Origin of the sequence: Pseudarthrobacter sp. YAF2, assembly GCF_052113345.1 — a bacterium.
In the GTDB taxonomy this organism is placed as follows: Bacteria; Actinomycetota; Actinomycetes; order Actinomycetales; family Micrococcaceae; genus Arthrobacter.
Genome location: NZ_JBFRDA010000011.1, coordinates 87,625 through 104,078, shown reverse-complemented (window position 1 = coordinate 104,078; position 16,454 = coordinate 87,625). Strand labels below are relative to the sequence as shown.

18 protein-coding genes and 1 riboswitch are annotated in these 16,454 nt (G+C 68.2%); of the genes, 10 read left to right on the top strand and 8 right to left on the bottom strand.

Going from position 1 to position 16,454, the window contains the following annotated elements:
* Nucleotides 1–252 precede the first annotated feature (252 nt).
* Nucleotides 253–930, top strand: a complete 678-nt coding sequence (locus AB4Y79_RS13120; RefSeq protein WP_441862439.1) for a septum formation family protein — start codon at nucleotides 253–255, stop codon at nucleotides 928–930.
* Nucleotides 931–974: 44 nt separating this feature from the next.
* Here the strand turns inward: AB4Y79_RS13120 and clpB are convergent, their stop codons facing one another.
* The 5 genes from clpB to AB4Y79_RS13095 all read right to left on the bottom strand — a co-directional run bounded on the left by clpB (nucleotide 975) and on the right by AB4Y79_RS13095 (nucleotide 7,013).
* Complete coding sequence (gene clpB / locus AB4Y79_RS13115) at nucleotides 975–3,617, bottom strand: ATP-dependent chaperone ClpB (RefSeq protein WP_441862436.1); 2,643 nt, start codon at nucleotides 3,615–3,617, stop codon at nucleotides 975–977.
* A 120-nt stretch (nucleotides 3,618–3,737) separates the two neighbouring features.
* Entirely contained in the window at nucleotides 3,738–4,886 is a 1,149-nt protein-coding gene (locus AB4Y79_RS13110; RefSeq protein WP_441862434.1) for a sulfate/molybdate ABC transporter ATP-binding protein, read from the bottom strand.
* Entirely contained in the window at nucleotides 4,883–5,725 is an 843-nt protein-coding gene (locus tag AB4Y79_RS13105; RefSeq protein ID WP_441862431.1) for an ABC transporter permease, read from the bottom strand. The genes AB4Y79_RS13110 and AB4Y79_RS13105 overlap by 4 nt, the downstream gene beginning before the upstream one ends.
* Nucleotides 5,726–5,766: 41 nt before the next feature.
* On the bottom strand, nucleotides 5,767–6,606 hold the full coding sequence (modA, locus tag AB4Y79_RS13100; protein WP_441862429.1) for a molybdate ABC transporter substrate-binding protein: 840 nt from the start codon (nucleotides 6,604–6,606) through the stop codon (nucleotides 5,767–5,769).
* A complete protein-coding gene (locus tag AB4Y79_RS13095; protein WP_441862426.1) occupies nucleotides 6,603–7,013 on the bottom strand; it encodes a TOBE domain-containing protein in 411 nt (136 codons plus the stop codon). Before AB4Y79_RS13095 ends, modA begins: the two co-directional genes overlap by 4 nt.
* Before the next feature lie 116 nt (nucleotides 7,014–7,129).
* Between AB4Y79_RS13095 and AB4Y79_RS13090 the strand changes: the two genes are divergently transcribed.
* Complete coding sequence (locus AB4Y79_RS13090; RefSeq protein ID WP_441862424.1) at nucleotides 7,130–7,999, top strand: DUF4031 domain-containing protein; 870 nt, start codon at nucleotides 7,130–7,132, stop codon at nucleotides 7,997–7,999.
* A complete protein-coding gene (locus AB4Y79_RS13085; protein WP_441862421.1) occupies nucleotides 7,996–8,817 on the top strand; it encodes a 2-phosphosulfolactate phosphatase in 822 nt (273 codons plus the stop codon). Before AB4Y79_RS13090 ends, AB4Y79_RS13085 begins: the two co-directional genes overlap by 4 nt.
* Nucleotides 8,818–8,820: 3 nt before the next feature.
* On the opposite strand, the gene AB4Y79_RS13080 is transcribed toward AB4Y79_RS13085, so the two are convergent.
* Both AB4Y79_RS13080 and AB4Y79_RS13075 read right to left on the bottom strand, forming a co-directional pair.
* Nucleotides 8,821–9,222, bottom strand: a complete 402-nt coding sequence (locus tag AB4Y79_RS13080; protein WP_308929629.1) for a YccF domain-containing protein — start codon at nucleotides 9,220–9,222, stop codon at nucleotides 8,821–8,823.
* Nucleotides 9,223–9,310: 88 nt separating this feature from the next.
* On the bottom strand, nucleotides 9,311–9,922 hold the full coding sequence (locus AB4Y79_RS13075) for a phosphoribosylanthranilate isomerase (RefSeq protein WP_441862417.1): 612 nt from the start codon (nucleotides 9,920–9,922) through the stop codon (nucleotides 9,311–9,313).
* A gap of 116 nt (nucleotides 9,923–10,038) precedes the next feature.
* On the opposite strand from AB4Y79_RS13075, the gene AB4Y79_RS13070 reads away from it, so the two are divergent.
* From AB4Y79_RS13070 to AB4Y79_RS13040, 7 genes are all read left to right on the top strand, one after another.
* Nucleotides 10,039–10,623 (top strand): HutD/Ves family protein, encoded by a 585-nt coding sequence (locus AB4Y79_RS13070; protein WP_441862415.1) that lies wholly within the window; start codon nucleotides 10,039–10,041, stop codon nucleotides 10,621–10,623.
* 65 nt (nucleotides 10,624–10,688) lie between these two features.
* A riboswitch (guanidine-III (ykkC-III) riboswitch) is annotated at nucleotides 10,689–10,754 on the top strand.
* Between the two features lie 10 nt (nucleotides 10,755–10,764).
* Nucleotides 10,765–11,088 carry a DMT family transporter gene (locus AB4Y79_RS13065; protein WP_441862413.1) on the top strand — a complete coding sequence of 108 codons (324 nt, stop codon included), beginning with the start codon at nucleotides 10,765–10,767 and terminating at the stop codon, nucleotides 11,086–11,088.
* Nucleotides 11,089–11,090: 2 nt separating this feature from the next.
* Complete coding sequence (locus AB4Y79_RS13060) at nucleotides 11,091–11,468, top strand: DMT family transporter (RefSeq protein ID WP_441862411.1); 378 nt, start codon at nucleotides 11,091–11,093, stop codon at nucleotides 11,466–11,468.
* Between the two features lie 126 nt (nucleotides 11,469–11,594).
* Nucleotides 11,595–12,221 (top strand): nucleoside/nucleotide kinase family protein, encoded by a 627-nt coding sequence (locus AB4Y79_RS13055; protein WP_441862409.1) that lies wholly within the window; start codon nucleotides 11,595–11,597, stop codon nucleotides 12,219–12,221.
* A 39-nt stretch (nucleotides 12,222–12,260) separates the two neighbouring features.
* Complete coding sequence (locus tag AB4Y79_RS13050; protein WP_441862407.1) at nucleotides 12,261–13,289, top strand: aldo/keto reductase; 1,029 nt, start codon at nucleotides 12,261–12,263, stop codon at nucleotides 13,287–13,289.
* A gap of 53 nt (nucleotides 13,290–13,342) precedes the next feature.
* Nucleotides 13,343–13,645 carry a putative quinol monooxygenase gene (locus tag AB4Y79_RS13045; RefSeq protein ID WP_441862405.1) on the top strand — a complete coding sequence of 101 codons (303 nt, stop codon included), beginning with the start codon at nucleotides 13,343–13,345 and terminating at the stop codon, nucleotides 13,643–13,645.
* A 21-nt stretch (nucleotides 13,646–13,666) separates the two neighbouring features.
* Complete coding sequence (locus AB4Y79_RS13040; protein ID WP_441862403.1) at nucleotides 13,667–14,317, top strand: MBL fold metallo-hydrolase; 651 nt, start codon at nucleotides 13,667–13,669, stop codon at nucleotides 14,315–14,317.
* Nucleotides 14,318–14,406: 89 nt separating this feature from the next.
* Here AB4Y79_RS13040 and AB4Y79_RS13035 read toward each other — a convergent pair whose 3' ends face one another.
* Nucleotides 14,407–16,302 (bottom strand): DEAD/DEAH box helicase, encoded by a 1,896-nt coding sequence (locus AB4Y79_RS13035; RefSeq protein WP_441862401.1) that lies wholly within the window; start codon nucleotides 16,300–16,302, stop codon nucleotides 14,407–14,409.
* Between the last annotated feature and the right edge of the window lie 152 nt (nucleotides 16,303–16,454).

Here is a 16,454-nt window from a genome sequence, read left to right as displayed (position 1 = left end):
CTTGGACCGGAGGTGGTCACCTTGGCGATCGGTGAGGCCCCGGAATGTTTGGTCAATTTGTCGTACACCTAGATTACATGCTTTCGGCTGCCCCTGCTTGCCGCTAACGGCCCCGAGCCGGGGCGTGGGGTACCATGACTCACTTCGACCCGCAGGATCACGGCATTTTTCTTCGGTAGAGTCACTTAAGAACTGCCGATTTTGGCCGGCCGTTGGCGAGCCGCGGAACAAAACCCAGGAGGATGCGCACCCGTGAACCACCAGGACATCCCGCCGAAGCCTGCCTCGCCGCCGCACACCGGCAGCCTGCCAAGGGTCCCAAGCGGGGGCAACGGTTCAGCGCCCGCCCCGGAATCTGTCACGTGGTCCCAGCCCGTCCCGGAACCCCCAACCCGCCGCGCACCCAACAGGGTGACCTTCTGGAAGGTGTTCCTCGTCGTCGTGATCGTGGCCGTTGCCGGCTCGCTCGTGTGGCTTGCCGTGTGGTTGAACTCATCCTCCGGTGCCGACAAGTCCGCGGCCGACGCGCCGGGTGTGCTGCAGACCACCGCCACTGCCCCGGCCACTCCCCAGCCACTTCCACGCGACGGGGTGGCACCTGCCGCCTACGCGGTGGGCGACTGCTTCAAGGACTTCGATCCGGAAGCCCTGGCGTCCACGGTGGTGTCCTGCGATACCGGGCATTCGGCGCAACTGGTGGCAACGTACCGCTACCCTGCCGCAGCCGCCTACCCGGGGGCTGACCCGTTGAAAGCCAAGGCGCTGGAGGCATGCCAGGCGGCCACGCTCGGCCCGGCGGCCAACCAGTTCCACCTCAACTACCAGCGCAGCTTCCCCAGCAGTACCAGCTGGGACTCGGGCGACCGCCGGGTGGATTGCTACGTCACAGCCGATACCGGCAATGTAATTACCGCCAGCGTGCTGCCCTGACGGGTGATCCGCCCGGGCAGCACGCCGGTGCATGAGCCTGCCGGCTAGTCTTTCCGCCGAACGGACAAGCCCGAACTGGGAGCGCCCGTCAGCGTGTCCACGTTGCCGTCGGTGAGTTCGCCGGGATCCGCCGCTGTATCAACCAGGACCGTGTCACCGTCACTGATGTCCCCGGCCAGGATGGCCTTGGCCAGCCGGTCGCCGATCTCACGCTGCACCAGGCGGCGCAGCGGACGGGCACCGTACGCAGGATCGTAACCGGACAAGGCCAGCCAAGCTTTCGCGCCGTCGGTGACCTCAAGGGTGAGCCGGCGCTCGTGGAGCCGGCGGCCCAACTCCGCCACATGCAGCTCCACGATGTGCGCCAGCTCCTCCACCGTCAGGGCATCGAACAGGACCACTTCATCGAGCCGGTTGAGGAACTCGGGCTTGAAGGACGCGTTGACGGTGGCCATGACGGCGTTGCGCTTGGCGGCGGCATCCAGGGTCTGGTCCACCAGGAACTGGCTGCCGAGGTTGGATGTCAGCACCAGGATGACGTTGCGGAAGTCCACGGTCCGGCCCTGGCCGTCGGTGAGCCGGCCGTCGTCGAGCACCTGGAGGAGAATGTCGAAGACTTCGGGGTGCGCCTTCTCCACCTCGTCCAGCAGCACCACAGAGTAGGGGCGGCGGCGGACGGCCTCGGTCAGCTGGCCGCCTTCCTCGTAGCCGACGTATCCGGGAGGGGCCCCGACCAGCCGGGCCACGGAGTGCTTCTCGCCGTACTCGGACATGTCGATGCGCACCATGGCGCGTTCGTCGTCGAACAGGAAATCCGCCAGGGCCTTGGCAAGCTCGGTCTTGCCCACCCCCGTCGGGCCAAGGAACAGGAAGGAACCGGTGGGGCGGTTGGGGTCGCTGATCCCGGCACGGGCGCGGCGGACGGCGTCGGACACCGCGGTGACGGCCTTGGACTGGCCAATGAGCCGCCTGCCCAGTTCCTCCTCCATGTGCAGCAGCTTCTGGCTCTCGCCCTGCAGCATGCGGCCGGCCGGAATTCCGGTCCACGCGGAGATGACCTCGGCGATGTCGTCTGCGGTCACCTGCTCGGCCACCATCTGCGCGGACTTGTCCGTGACGGCGGCTTCAGCCTCGGCAGCGGCGTTCAGTTCGCGTTCGAGTGCCGGAATCTCGCCGTACAACACGCGCGACGCCGTTTCCAGGTCGCCTTCGCGGGCCGCCTTCTCGTAGGCGCTGCGGAGTTCGTCCAGCTTTGCCTTGAGGTCGCCCACCCGGTTGAGCCCGGCCTTCTCGGCCTCCCAGCGCGCCTTGAGGCCGTTGAGTTCCTCTTTTTTGTCGGCTTTGTCGGCCCGGAGTGCGTCCAGGCGCTCCATGGAGGCGGCGTCCTTTTCGTCCTGCAGCGCCAGTTCTTCCATGGTGAGCCGGTCCACCAGCCGCTGGAGCTGGTCAATTTCCTCAGGCGCGGAGTCGATCTCCATGCGCAGCCGTGACGCGGCCTCATCCACCAGGTCGATGGCTTTGTCCGGCAGCTGGCGCCCCGAGATGTAGCGGTTGGACAGCGTGGCGGCAGCTACCAGCGCGGAGTCTGCGATGGCCACCTTGTGGTGCGCCTCGTAACGCTCCTTCAGGCCGCGGAGGATCCCGATGGTGTCCTCAACGCTGGGCTCACCCACATAGACCTGCTGGAAGCGGCGCTCCAGCGCCGGATCCTTTTCGATGTTTTCCCTGTATTCGTCCAGCGTGGTGGCACCGATCAGGCGCAGTTCGCCGCGGGCCAGCATGGGCTTGAGCATGTTGCCGGCGTCCATGGAGGAATCACCGGTAGCGCCGGCACCCACCACAGTGTGGATCTCGTCGATGAAGGTAACGATCTGGCCCTCGGAGTTCTTGATCTCCTCCAGGACAGCCTTGAGCCGCTCCTCGAACTCGCCGCGGTACTTGGCTCCGGCCACCATGGATGCGAGGTCCAGGGCGATCAGGGTCTTGCCACGAAGGCTTTCCGGCACGTCTCCGGCCACGATGCGCTGGGCCAGCCCTTCGACGACGGCCGTCTTGCCGACGCCGGGCTCGCCGATGATCACGGGGTTGTTCTTGGTGCGGCGGCTCAGGACCTGGACGATGCGGCGGATTTCGGTATCGCGGCCAATAACGGGGTCCAGTTTGCCGGCGCGGGCCATGGCAGTGAGGTCAGTGCCGAATTTTTCGAGCGACTGGAAGGTGTTTTCCGGGTCAGGGCTGGTGACTTTCCGGTCGCCGCGGACCCCCGGCAAGGCGGCGAGCAGCGCCTCATGGGAGGCCCCGGCGTCGCGCAGCAACCGTCCGGTGGCATCGCTGGCGGAGGAGAGGCCCAGCAGGAGGACTTCGGTGGACACGAACGTATCACCCAGCCGCTCCGCTTCGTCCTTGGCATTCTGGATGGCCTGCAGGGCGGGGCGGCTGAGCTGGGCCTGCTGGCTGGATCCGCCCGACGTGGCGGGCAAGGCCTTGATGGCGCTGCTGGCCTGGACGCTGACGGCGTCGGGGTCGGCACCGGTGGCGCGGAGCAGCGCGACGGCCACGCCCTCCCGCTGGTCCATCAGCGCCTTGAGGAGGTGGGCCGGTTCAACCTGCGGGTTGCCGGCGGTTGAGGCATTCATTGCCGCAGCGGAAAGAGCCTCCTGGCTCTTGGTGGTGAATTTGACGTCCAAAGAGGGCTCCTTTCGGGGGCTTGATAACTAAGTTGAGTGTACTACGCTCAACTTTGCAGGACGAGGTTCACTAGCCATGTTTGCCCACGGCGAAACCGCTGTCCAGAGCCGGAGGTCCTCCTAGGTCCCGTACACGGAAACGGCGGCCGCTTTGACCACGAAATGAACGGTCATCCCCGGCACCAGGCCGAGGTCCGCCGATGCCGCCGGCGTGATGTCGGCAGCCAGGCGGCCGGCCCGGACACGGATCTGGTCGCCGTGCGGCTCGAGGTCCGTGATGGTTACCGGGAACGAATTGCGCGGGCTGCCGTGCGCGTCGGTGAGAAACACGGAAACGGCCGACGGCGGGAACACGGCCACCCCGGGACTTCCTGGCCCGGGCACCGGTGCGGCTCCGCCGGACCCGCCCGGATGCCCGGGCATCGCCGCAGGCCCGGAAGTTGCCCCGGGCCCGGATTGAGCCTGCTGCCCGGAAAGCACTTGCTCGTCGGCGTGGCCGGCGATCCGCAGGCCATCTTGGGTACGCACCGCCGCCCCGTCCAGGGTTCCGGGGACGAAGTTCAGCCCGGCCAGGCCGGCGGCAAAGGAACTGCGTGGACGTTCCAGCACTTCCCGGGTTGGGCCTTCCTCTGCAATCCTGCCGTTCTCCAGGATGACCACCCTGTCCGCGAGGATCAGCGCGTCAAGGACATCGTGGGTGACGATGATGGCCTGCCGACCCGCGAGGACGCGCTTGAACAGGCGGCGCAGCAGCGGGGCGGAGTGGATGTCGAGGGCGGCCAGGGGCTCGTCAAGCAGGAGCAGCGCGGGGTCCGCGGCGAGTGCACGTGCCACGGCAACCCGCTGGGCCTGGCCGCCGGAGAGTTCGGCGGGACGGCGCCCGGCCAGGCCTTCCGCTTCGACGTCAGCCAGCCAGCGCAGGGCCTGCTGCTTGGCGTCCCGCTTGGGGACGCCGGCGCTGCGGGGCCCGAAGGAGACATTGTCCACCGCGCTCAGGTGCGGAAAGAGCAGGGGCTCCTGGGCAAGGAACGCGGTCCCTCGCTGGTGCGGCGGCACCCAGGTGCGGTTGCCGCTGTCGAGGTCGAACAGGGTCTTTCCGTCGAGTTTTGCCACGCCGGTGTCCGGCCGCAACAATCCCGCGATGCTGGACAGCAGGGTAGACTTCCCGGCGCCGTTGGGGCCCATCACGGCTACGGTTTCGCCGGGCCCCACTGTGAGAGACACGTCGAATCCCCGCCCGGCCACGGCTGCCTGGAAGGACAACGTCACTTGCTGTTCCCTCCTGCCGGTGCCGCCGCCGTCGTCCGTTTTCCTGTTCCGCTGACAGCCGCCGGCCGGCTGTAGGCGAGCGCCACCACCGCTACGGCGACGGCCACCAGCACCAGCGACAGGGCGACGGCGGCGTCCGGATCGGTTTCCCGCTGCAGGTAGATTTCCAGCGGCAAGGTCCGGGTGACCCCCTGCAGGCTGCCCGCGAACGTCAGCGTGGCGCCGAACTCGCCCAGGCTGCGGGCGAAGGACAGAACGGCACCGGACGCCAGTCCGGGCAGGACCAGCGGGAGCGTGACCCGCCGGAAGACGGTGCCCGGGCGTGCGCCCAGGGTTGCGGCCACGGCCTCGTAGCGGGAGCCCGAGGTGCGCAGGGCACCTTCCAGGCTGACCACCAGGAAGGGCAGCGCCACGAACGTCTGCGCCAGGACCACCGCAGTGGTGGAGAAGGCAATCTGCAGGCCAAGCAAATCGAGGGTCTGCCCCAGCAGGCCCTGGCGGCCGAAGGTGTAGAGAAGGGCGATGCCGCCCACCACGGGGGGAAGAACAAGCGGCAGGAGCACCAGCGAACGCAGCAGCCCCTGCAGCCGAAACCTATCCCGGGCGAGGACCAGCGCCAAGGGGACCCCCAGCACTATGCACAGCACGGTGCTCGCCGCGGAGGTCCGCAGGCTCAGCCCCAGCGCCGTCAGCGACGACTCCGAGGTCACGAGGGGAATGAACTGCGCCCAGTCCACCCGCAGCACCATGGCAAGCAACGGGAGCACCACCACGACGGCGGCAACAACCGCCAGTGCGCGCACCCAGCCGGGAACACCGGAATAGCCCTGCTGACCCAACTGCTACCTCTCGTGCTTCACTGGCTCAGCGGTTCCCGGCATTACTGCCCACCGGGTCCGAAGCCAGCCGCGGCGAGGATCTTTTGCCCCTCCGCGCCGGTCACCAGGCCGATGAAGGCCTGGGCTGTCGCCTTGTTCCGCCCACTGGCCACGCCCGCGATGGGGTAGGTATTGACCGCGCCCTGCGACTCCGGAAATTCAATCCCGTCCACCTTGGCGCCGGCTGCCTTGACGTCCGTGCCGTACACCAGGCCGGCGTCGGCCTCCCCCGATGTGACCTTGCCCAACACATCAGTGACAGCGTTTTCCTCGCTGACGGGCGCCAGCGCAATCCCGGCCGCGCCTGCCACCTTCGCCGCAGCTGCCCCACAGGGGACCTGTTTGGCGCAAACGACCAGCTTGACGCCCGGCCGCGCCAGGTCCTTCAGCGCCGAAATACCGGCCGGATTGCCCGGCGGAACGGCAATGGCCAGGGTGTTGGTGGCGAAGTTCCGGGGTGCGCCGTCAGCGAGGCCGGCGTCCTGCAGTTTCTTCATGTTGGCCGTATCCGCCGAGGCAAAAACGTCCGCAGGCGCGCCCTGGCTGATCTGGCTGGCAAGGTCCGAGGAACCCGCGAAGCTCAACGTGACCGTGGTTCCCGGGTTTTCCGTTTCGAAGGTGCGTGCCAGTTCAGCGAAGGTGGCCTTGAGCGAGGCTGCCGCGAAGACCGTGATGGTGCCTGCCGGCTTGGCCTTGGAGCCGGCGTCAGGGCCGGCACTTGTCCCCGCAGCCGGGCCCCCTGCCGCTGCGCAGCCGGACAGGACGGCCAGCAGCAGCACCGCCAGTGGCAGGACTGCGGCTCGAACGGTGGACGCCGGGGAGCGCACGGGCTGCCGGCTCATGCGGTGGCCCTGCCTTTCGGGGATTCGATGATGACCGTGGTTGCCTTGACCACCGCAGTGGCGACGACACCTGGCTCCAACCCCAGGTCGCGTACCGCCTCGCTGCTCATGAGGGATACCACCCGGAAGGGCCCGCACTGCAGTTCCACCTGGGCCATCACTTTGTCGGCGATGACGTTGGTGACGAGGCCGACGAACCGGTTGCGGGCCGAGCTGCCGCCGCGTTGCGGATCATCCGGGAGCTGGGCCAGCTTCCGTGCGTGCGTGGCAAGTTCCAGGCCGTCGACGGCGAGCCGGCCTGCGTCGTCCCGGAACGGCGTGAGTGTTCCGTGGTCCGTCCAGCGGCGAACGGTATCGTCGCTTACGCCCAGGAAGCGGGCGGCTTCGGAAACGCGGATTAGGGCCATGCGGCAATACTAATCCGCAAATGCAGTTCCAAGAGCGTTATCACAACGCAAATGAGGATTTGCTTCTGGCTCGCCATACCACGGTGCCCGGCGATCGGCAGCACTAGACTCCTTCCATGGCCATCTACATCGACCCGCCATTGTGGCCTGCACACGGAACGCACTTCTCGCACCTGGTGTCCGATACTTCCCTTGATGAGCTGCACGCTTTCGCTGCTGCCGCGGGAATCCCCGAGCGGGCGTTCGACGGCGACCACTACGACGTGCCGGAGCGCCGGTTCGGTGAGCTGGTGGAGGCCGGGGCGGTTTCGGTGGAAGCCCGGCTCCTGGTCCGCAAGCTGATCGCCAGCGGACTGCGGATACCTGCACGCCGGCGAAACAAGTCGCTAAAAATTCCGCTGCTGAACCGCTGGGAAGCCATCATGCCCGGCCACGACGCCCTCTTCCTGGACCTGCTGGACCGCTGGAGCGAACCCCACCGCCACTACCACGGCTGCACCCACCTGCTTTCCGTCCTGGAGGCGCTGGACCTGCTCACCGAACCGGCTGAGGCTCCGCGGACCGTGCTGCTGGCGGCCTGGTTCCACGACGCCGTGTACCGGGGCACGGCAGGCCAGGATGAAGAAGAATCCGCCCGGCTGGCCGAGGACCGGCTCACCGCGGCAGGCTTGCCGGAGGCAGACGTGGCAGAGGTGGCCCGGCTGGTCCTGCTGACATCCGACCACCAGCCCGAACCGGGTGACGACGACGGCGCCCTCCTCTGCGACGCGGACCTGTCCATCCTCGGCGGGGAACCGGAGGAGTACGCCCGTTATGCTGCGGCCGTCCGGAAAGACTACGCGCACATCGGCGACGCCGACTTCGCTGCCGGCCGGGCCGCCGTCGTACGCCAACTGCTGGAACTGGACCCGCTCTTCCACCACCAACGCGCCAGGGAACTGTGGCGGGACGCTGCGCACCGCAACCTGAAAGGGGAACTGGCATGAACGCTCCCCGTTCCACGCCGCGGCACACGCACTCCGCAAACGCCGCACACCGGCAGCTCCCTTTCGAGGTGCGGTTCGACTGGGGACTGAACGGTGCCAGGACCGTGGCCCCCGGAGCGGATATCGCGGTGGTGGTGGACGTCCTGTCCTTCAGCACCTGCGTCAGCGTGGCACTGGACCGGAACGCGGAGGTCTTCCCCTTCCCGTGGCGGGACACCAGGGCCGAAGACTTCGCCGCCCACCACCACGCCCAGCTGGCGGGCCCCCGCGACGGCGGCGGGCTGAGCCTCTCCCCCGCGAGCCTCCGCAGCGCCGAATCCCTGGAACGGATCGTCCTGCCCTCCCCCAACGGCTCTGAACTGTGCCATGGGCTGGCAGGCGACGTTCCGTTGGTGGCCGCGGTGTGCCTCCGGAACGCCGCGGCGACGGCGGACTGGGTTGCCGCCAACCTTCCTGGCGACGCCGTGGTGGCGGTGGTTGCGGCCGGTGAACGCTGGCAGGACGGCACCCTCCGGGCCGCCGTGGAAGACCAGATCGGCGCCGGGGCTTTCATCGCAGGGCTGGCGGCCGCCGGAAAGGGCGGTTATGAAGCCGGCGACGGCAGGCACGGCTACGCGCCGGAGGCCGTGGCGGCCATGGCCGTGTTCGAAGCCGCCGAGCCGCGCCTGCGCGAGGTGCTGTTGCGGTGTTCCAGCGGCCGCGAGTTGACCGGTGCCGGCTACGCGGAGGACGTGGACATCGCGGCCGAACTGGACGACAGCGGGTCCGTGGCCCTCCTGCGGGACGGGGCCTTCCGGCCGCTGCAGCCCTCGAGCTGACCCTTAGCGGTAGTTGCTGGCAAAGGGCCTGCTGGTGGGCACGATCTGCTTGCCCAGCGGCATCAGGGACACCGGGATCAGCTTGAGGTTGGCGATCGCCAGCGGGATGCCGACAATGGTTACCGCCATGGCGAACGCCGTCAGCACGTGGCCAATGGCAATCCAGATGCCGGCCACGAGCAACCAGATCACGTTGCCCAGCAGCGAGAAGACACCGTTGCCGCCGGGCCGGTCAACCACCATCCGGCCAAAGGGCCACAGCGTGTAGGCAGCGATCCGGAAGGAGGCGATGCCCCAGGGGATGGTGACGATCAGCAGGCAGCAGACCACGCCCGCAAGAAAATAGCCAAGGGCAAGCCAGAAGCCGCCGAAAACAAGCCAGATGATGTTCAGAAGTGTCTTCATGAACCCATTCTGCCCCCGCACTTCCAGTAAGAAGGTAGGGGACTCCCCTGATCTTGCCCTGAGCCTGATTTTGCCCTGAGCCCGGCGCCTACACCGCTGCGGTTGCCTTGGCGGCCTGCACGAAGGCGCGGATCTTTGCCAGGTCCTTCACGCCGCGGGAGGCCTCGACACCCGAGGAGACGTCCACGCCCCAGGCCTGGGCAGCGGCGGATGCCCGGCCAACGTTAGCCGCGTCCAGCCCACCGGCAAGCAGCCAGTCCCGTCCCTGCAGCACCGGCAGCGCCGCCACCGAGGCGTAGTCCCAGGACTCGCCGGAGCCCGGCACCGCCGCATCAATCAGGAGCAGGTCCTCACCCCAGTCTTCGAACTCATCCTCGCCCGCGCCCATGGTGATGGCCCGGACCAGCTTCATGCCGGCGTTGTGCACCGTTGCCACGTCCGCCCGCGACCGGTGCCCGTGCAGCTGGATCCACTCAAGGCCGGCCGCCCGGGCGATTGCGACGGCGTCGACCACGGGTTCGTCGCGGAACACTCCAATCGGGCGCACACCGGCGGGAACCTCCGACAACAGGGAGGCGGCCTGGGAGGGTGAGACCACCCGGGGGCTGGCAGTCAGGACGAACCCTACGGCGTCGGCCCCCGCGTCCACCGCCTCGCGGATCGATTCGGGCGTACTGAGACCACACACTTTGACGAACATTCCCGGCTCCTTCAGGCTGTTTTCGTGTTGACCCCCCGCAGGAGATTAGCAGGGACGGGGCGCAACCTGCGACGCCGGACCACGCCGGGGCCGGGGCGGGGAACTAGGCTGGGCTGATGCAGATCATCCGCTTCGCAGAGCTCAAGGCCGAACCGTGGCGCAACGGCGGCGGGGTGACCAGGGAAATCGCCCGCCAGGGCTCGGCCGTGGGCGGCTGGGATTGGCGCGTGAGCATCGCGGACGTCACCAAGGCAGGTGACTTTTCCGAGTTCCCCGGCATGGAACGGGTCCTGACGGTCATCGAGGGGGACCTGTTGCTCCTCACCGTGGACGGCGCAGAGCAACCCGTGGAGAAATACCGGCCTTTCAGGTTCGACGGCGGCGCGGCCACAACGGGGACGCTCCCCACCGGAGACATCCGGGACCTGAATGTCATCACCCGCGCCGCGGCGTACAAGGGATACACCTCCATCATCGAGCTGTCCAAAAAGCGCGCCCACCCGGTCTTCGAAGGCCAGCTGGCGGTACTGCTGCAGGGGCAGGCCATGGTTAGTGAAGGCGGCAGCGACCAGTCGGACTGTGAGCCGGTGGAACTGGGCCGCTACGACGCCGTGGCCGGCGCGGACGCTAACAGCCCGGAGATCCTGGGCCGCGGCTTCCTGGCAGTGGTGTCGATCGACCCGCTGGAGCCCACCGGGTAATGGGCCCTTGGTGAGGTTCGGCACCATCGGTGGCCGCCCGCCGTCGGGCGTTGCTAGGCTGGAATCCAAGGCTCCGCACCTGAGCCTCCGGACGACGGTTCAGTACCCGGCACGCGACAAGACTGGCCAAAGGATCTGGTCATGTCGTGGATAATCCTTCTTCTCTCCGGCGCGCTGGAGGCCGTCTGGGCAGCCGCCTTGCACCGGTCCGCCCAGGTTTCCGGCCGCCGCCGCCTCGCCCCCGCGGCCTTGTTCCTGGTGGCCGTCGCGGCGAGCACCGGCGGCCTGGCCATCGCGATGCAGTCCATCCCCACCGGAACCGCCTACGCCGTATGGGTGGGGGTTGGCGTCGTCCTGACCTCCGCCTACGCCATGGCCACCAAGGTTGAACGTCCGACGGCGGCCCGGCTGATGCTGCTGTCCGGCATCGCCGCGTGCGTGGTTGGCCTGAAGGTGGTGGCGTAACGGTGAAACGTTCAGTTCCCTGGTTGGTGCTCCTTGCCTCCGCGGTCCTGGAAGCGGTCTGGGCCACCGCTCTGGGCCTGTCCGATGGCTTCAGCAAGCCGCTCCCCACCGTTGTTTTCGCCGTCACGGCAGCCCTGAGCATGCTGGGCCTGGGCATGGCCATCCGAAGCATTCCGCTGGGCACCGCGTACGCGATCTGGGTGGGCATCGGTGCTTCGTTGACGGTCGGCTGGGCGATGGCCACCGGCGTGGAACCTTTCAGCGTCCTGAAGCTGTTGTTCATTGCCGGCATCGTGGGCTGCGCCGCAGGCCTGAAAGCGCTGCCCGCCGGGAAGGACCATGCGGCCGCAGGCAAGCCGGCCGGCGCTGTCCGCCGCTGACTTTCTCCACCTTTGAGGGCAGCCGACGGCGTGTCCCGGCAACCCGCCGTCGTACGCCGTCCTGTTGGGCCGAAAAGTGGGGAGATTCGGCGGCCGGTCCGCGGCCGATAGCCGTAGGCTTTTGCCATGGACTCCCCCGAGATCACCCAGGCCCTCGAGGCGCTCCGACGCAGGCTTGCCCCCGGGACGCGCACCATCCTGGGCATCGCCGGCGCGCCGGGATCCGGAAAGTCCACCTTCGCCGTGTGGCTGCGGGAGCAGTTCAGCCCGGGGACGGCCGTGGTGGTCCCGATGGACGGCTTCCACCTGGGCAACGCGATCATCGAGGGGACGCCGCCGCGGGAGCGTAAAGGCGCCATTGATACGTTCGACGGCGGCGGCTACCTTTCGCTGCTCCGCCGCCTGGCGCGCCGGGACGAAGCCGTGGTGTACGCACCGGAATTCCGCCGCACCCTGGACGAGCCGGTGGCCGCCTCGATCGCGGTGCCCGCGGATGTCCCGCTGGTCATCACGGAGGGCAATTACCTGCTGGCGGAACAGGAACCGTGGAAGGAAGTGCGGGCGCAGCTGGACGAGGTGTGGTTCCTCGAAACTCCGCCCGCCCTCCGCCTGCAGCGGCTGGTGGACCGGCACGTGTCATTCGGCATGGACCGTGCAGCCGCCGCGGCCTGGGCCACCGGTCCCGATGAAGCAAATGCGCGCCTGATCCAGGCCGGACGGTCGGAGGCAGACCGGATCATCCCCTGGCTGTAAACGAACCTCTCCACACTGCAGGACCGAACAGGAGCACCCATGGCAAACACCCGCACTGACCACGGCAACACCAGGCCCGCCGCCACTGTCCAGCTCGGCGACGGCCTGGCCGTCAGCCCCCTGGGCTTCGGCGGCATGGCCCTCACCCCGGTCTACGGCGACGTTGATCCCGCCGAGGCGCTCCGGACCCTGCACCATGCCGTCGATGCCGGCGTCAGCTTCATCGACACCGCGGACATTTACGGCGGAGGCAGCAACGAGGAACTGATTTCCCAGCTGCTCAAGGAGCGCCGGGACGAGATCCAGTTGGCCACCAAGTTTGCGCTGGTGGGCAACCCCGCGGACGGCTACACGGACATCCGGGGCGATGCGGCCTACGTGCGCCAGGCGGTGGACCGCAGCCTGCAGCGGCTGGGCACCGACGTGATCGATCTCTACTACATGCACCGCCGCGATGTCCGGGTCCCCATCGAGGAAACCGTGGGCGCCATGGCGGAGCTGGTGAAGCAGGGCAAGGTCAAGCACCTGGGCCTGTCCGAGGTGACAGCACAGGAACTCCGTGACGCCGCAGCGGTGCACCCAATCTCCGCGGTCCAGAGCGAGTGGTCCATCTGGAGCCGGGATGTGGAGCGCAACGTGGCTCCCGCCGCAGCAGAGCTTGGTGTTGGCTTCGTCCCCTACTCCCCGCTGGGCCGCGGCTTCCTCACCGGCACCGTGGACACATCAAGCCTGGGCGAGAAGGACTTCAGGCGGAACATTCCCCGCTTTGCCCCCGACGCTGCGAGCGCCAACCAGGCGGTGGTGGACGCCGTCCGGTCCGTCGCAGCGGAGCTCGCCGCGACGCCGGCCCAGGTTGCCCTGGCATGGCTCTTCGCCCAGGGCAAGCGGCTCGGCCTGCCCGTCGTCCCCATCCCCGGCACCCGCAAGGCCGCGCGCGTCGACGAGAACCTTGGCGCCCTGGCCCTGGACCTCACCCCGGCGCACTTGGAGGTCCTCGGTGCGGCCTCGGACGCCGTCGTCGGATCCCGCTCGGCAAACCCCGCCTGGGTGTCCGAAGGCCGCGAATAAGGGATGCTGTTTCCAACCAAACCGTGCATTTGACAGCAATTTCAAGGAGCCCCATGCCTGCCATCGTCCACTTCGAAGTCCGGTTCGATCCCGCCCACCGGGAGGACGCCGCCAAGTACCTGTCCGAGACGCTTGCTGCCACCCGTGCCTGGCCGGGCAACCAGGGCATCGAAGCGCTGGTGGACGACGCGGATCCCTGCCACATCCTGGTGGTGGAAACCTGGGCAACCACGCAGGACCATGACGACTACGCCTCGTGGCGGAAAACGCCGGAGGGCAAAAGCGCGCTGCACGAGGTACTGGCCGGACCGCCGTCCAAGCAGGTCTACTCCAGTACCTTGCCGCTGGACCTGTAGCCGGTCCCTAGACTGAAGCGCATGGACTCACTTCTCTACGACCTGCCGGCCATCACCATCCGCAGCATCTCCGTCAGCGGGATGGATAACAACGTGTACCTGTTGACCGCGAAGGACAGCGGCGCGCAGTTGCTGATTGACGCCGCGGATGATTTTCCGGCCATCCAACAGCTGCTTGCGGACGGCGCCGGGGACACCGCTGCCGAGCCGCGGCTGGCCCTGATCGCCACCACGCACCAGCATTGGGACCACGTGCGGGCGCTGAAGGAGCTGGTTGACGCCACCGGGGCCCGGACAGCGGCGGGAGCGGACGACGCCGATGCGTTGCCGGTTCCCGTGGACGTGCGGCTCAGCCATGGTGACGCCGGGAATTTCGACGGCTTCGACGTGACCGCAGTGCACCTGCGGGGCCACACGCCCGGCTCGATCGCGTTTGTGTACCAGGACCCGGAAGGGCCGGCGCACATCTTCTCCGGTGACTCGCTGTTCCCGGGCGGGGTGGGCAACACGCAGAAGGATCCGGAACGGTTCGCCCAGCTCCTCTCCGATGTTACGGAGCGGTTGTTCGACGCCTACCCGGACACCGCCGTCGTCCATCCCGGGCATGGCAAGCCCACCACGCTGGGTGCCGAACGGCCGCACCTCGAAGAGTGGCGCGCCCGCGGCTGGTAGCCGTTAAACGCATCGAGTGCTCCGTACCTGTCGTTATGACGCGTCTAAACGACAGGTACGGAGCACTCGATGTAGGGAGCCGGTGGGGATTAGCGGCCGCGGCGCTCGTTCGACGCCGGTGCCGAAGCGCGGCGGGGGCCGCTGCGGGCGGGACGGCCGGAGCCGCCGTTGCCACCACTGCCGGCACCGAAGGAGCCGCCGGACGTTCCACCAGTGTTGGAGGACCAGACGGCCTTGTTGCCGCCGGCACCTGAGGAGCGCTGGCCGGACGCACCTGCTGCTGCACGCTGGCCTGTTGCCGGGCGTCCGCTGCGCTGGCCACCGCCGGACGCCGGGCGTCCGCCTGAGGCCGGGCGGCCGGAGCCACCGCGGGGGGCGTCGCTGCGGGTGATCCTGGCATCGCCCCGGCCTTCTGCTGCACGGCCGTCTGAACCGCGGCCGGCCGATGAGCGGCCACCTGCCGCGGGGACGTCGTTGCGGTGGGTCGAGGCGGTGCCGCGGCCACGGGCGTTGCGGCGGGCCGCCGCAGCTGCAACAGCGCGGTCCTCATTCTGCTCGGCGTTGCGGTCAAAGGCGGCGCGGGCTTCAGTGCGGCCTTCGAAGGCTGCTGCGCGGCGCTCTGCACGGGGGGCATCGCTGCGGGCTGGCTCGGCCGAAACCTTGCCGCGTCCGCCACGCCCGCCACGGCCCCCGGCACTCGGAGCAGCCTGGCGGCGTGCACGCTTGCGCTCGGCATTGGCACCGGCGGAGGTGCCGGCGCCCTGCTTGGGTCCCTTGGCTGCCAGCAGTGCGGCGCGGGTACGGGGGTCGACCTTCTCGGCGATGTCGCCGACGAGCTCGGCCACGATCGGCGAGCTGGCCGTGACGCGTTCGAAGTTGACGTCCACGCCGGCGGCCTTCATGAGCTTCTTCACGTCGGACTGCTGCTCCGGCAGGGTCAGCGTGACCACGGTGCCGTCGGAGCCGGCACGCGCGGTGCGGCCGGAACGGTGCAGGTAGGCCTTGTGCTCGGTGGGCGGATCCACGTGGATAACCAGTTCGACGTCGTCAACGTGCACACCGCGGGCGGCGACGTCGGTGGCCACCAGGACGCGGACATCGCCGTTGGAGAACTCGGCGAGGTTGCGGTCACGGGCGTTCTGCGAGAGGTTGCCGTGCAGGTCCACGGCAGGGATCCCGGCGTCGGTGAGGGTCTTGGCCAGCTTGCGGGCGTGGTGCTTGGTCCGCATGAAGAGGACGCGGCGGCCGGCGCCGGAGGCGAGCTCCACGATCAGCTGCTTCTTGACGGTCTGGTCGTTGACCACCAGCACGTGGTGCTCCATGGTGGTCACCGCCGCCTGGGGGTCGTCCACGGAGTGGGTCAGCGGGTTGGACAGGTAGCGCTGGACGATCTTGTCCACGCCGTTATCCAGGGTGGCGGAGAAGAGCAGGCGCTGGCCCTGGCTGGGGGTCATGTCCATGAGCTTCTTCACCACGGGCAGGAAGCCGAGGTCGGCCATGTGGTCTGCCTCGTCCAGGACGGTGATCTCCACGCCCTCGAGGGTGAGGATGCGCTGGCGGATCAGGTCCTCCAGGCGGCCGGGGCAGGCGATGACGATGTCGACGCCGGCACGCAGCGCCTTCTCCTGCCGGGCCTGGGAGATGCCGCCGTAGATCACGGTGGTGTTCAGGCCGGCGGCCTTGGCCAGCGGCTCGATGGTGGCGTTGATCTGGGTTGCCAGTTCACGGGTAGGTGCCAGGACCAGGCCCATGGGGCGGCCGGGCTTGCGGAAGTGCTTGGCTTCCCGCTCAGCGAGTCTTGCTACAAGCGGGATAGCGAAAGCAATGGTTTTACCGGAACCGGTCCGGCCGCGGCCAAGGACGTCACGGCCGGACAGGGTATCCGGGAGGGTCTTCACCTGGATGGGGAACGGTTCAACGATTCCCTGCGCAGTGAGTGTGTCTGCAAGGGCCTTGGGAGTACCGAGGGCAGCAAAAGTAGTCATGTAGTTTTTTACGGTCTTTCTGGCGGTATCCGGGCGGATATCGGCCCCCGATGCCGGTTGGACCAGGGGTTTCGCCGAAGAAAAGTCAGGTGATCAACCGGGCGCTGTAAATAGGGACAGCCGGCCGGGACCAAATGGAACGCGTTCATCGA

Coding starts and splice junctions, on each gene's coding strand:
- modA (WP_441862429.1), bottom strand. CDS start 6,606: ATGAGCCGGCAGCCCGTGCGCTCCCCGGCGTCCACCGTTCGAGCCGCA.
- AB4Y79_RS13095 (WP_441862426.1), bottom strand. CDS start 7,013: ATGGCCCTAATCCGCGTTTCCGAAGCCGCCCGCTTCCTGGGCGTAAGC.
- AB4Y79_RS13090 (WP_441862424.1), top strand. CDS start 7,130: ATGGCCATCTACATCGACCCGCCATTGTGGCCTGCACACGGAACGCAC.
- AB4Y79_RS13085 (WP_441862421.1), top strand. CDS start 7,996: ATGAACGCTCCCCGTTCCACGCCGCGGCACACGCACTCCGCAAACGCC.
- AB4Y79_RS13080 (WP_308929629.1), bottom strand. CDS start 9,222: ATGAAGACACTTCTGAACATCATCTGGCTTGTTTTCGGCGGCTTCTGG.
- AB4Y79_RS13075 (WP_441862417.1), bottom strand. CDS start 9,922: ATGTTCGTCAAAGTGTGTGGTCTCAGTACGCCCGAATCGATCCGCGAG.
- AB4Y79_RS13070 (WP_441862415.1), top strand. CDS start 10,039: ATGCAGATCATCCGCTTCGCAGAGCTCAAGGCCGAACCGTGGCGCAAC.
- AB4Y79_RS13065 (WP_441862413.1), top strand. CDS start 10,765: ATGTCGTGGATAATCCTTCTTCTCTCCGGCGCGCTGGAGGCCGTCTGG.
- AB4Y79_RS13055 (WP_441862409.1), top strand. CDS start 11,595: ATGGACTCCCCCGAGATCACCCAGGCCCTCGAGGCGCTCCGACGCAGG.
- AB4Y79_RS13050 (WP_441862407.1), top strand. CDS start 12,261: ATGGCAAACACCCGCACTGACCACGGCAACACCAGGCCCGCCGCCACT.
- AB4Y79_RS13045 (WP_441862405.1), top strand. CDS start 13,343: ATGCCTGCCATCGTCCACTTCGAAGTCCGGTTCGATCCCGCCCACCGG.
- AB4Y79_RS13040 (WP_441862403.1), top strand. CDS start 13,667: ATGGACTCACTTCTCTACGACCTGCCGGCCATCACCATCCGCAGCATC.
- AB4Y79_RS13035 (WP_441862401.1), bottom strand. CDS start 16,302: ATGACTACTTTTGCTGCCCTCGGTACTCCCAAGGCCCTTGCAGACACA.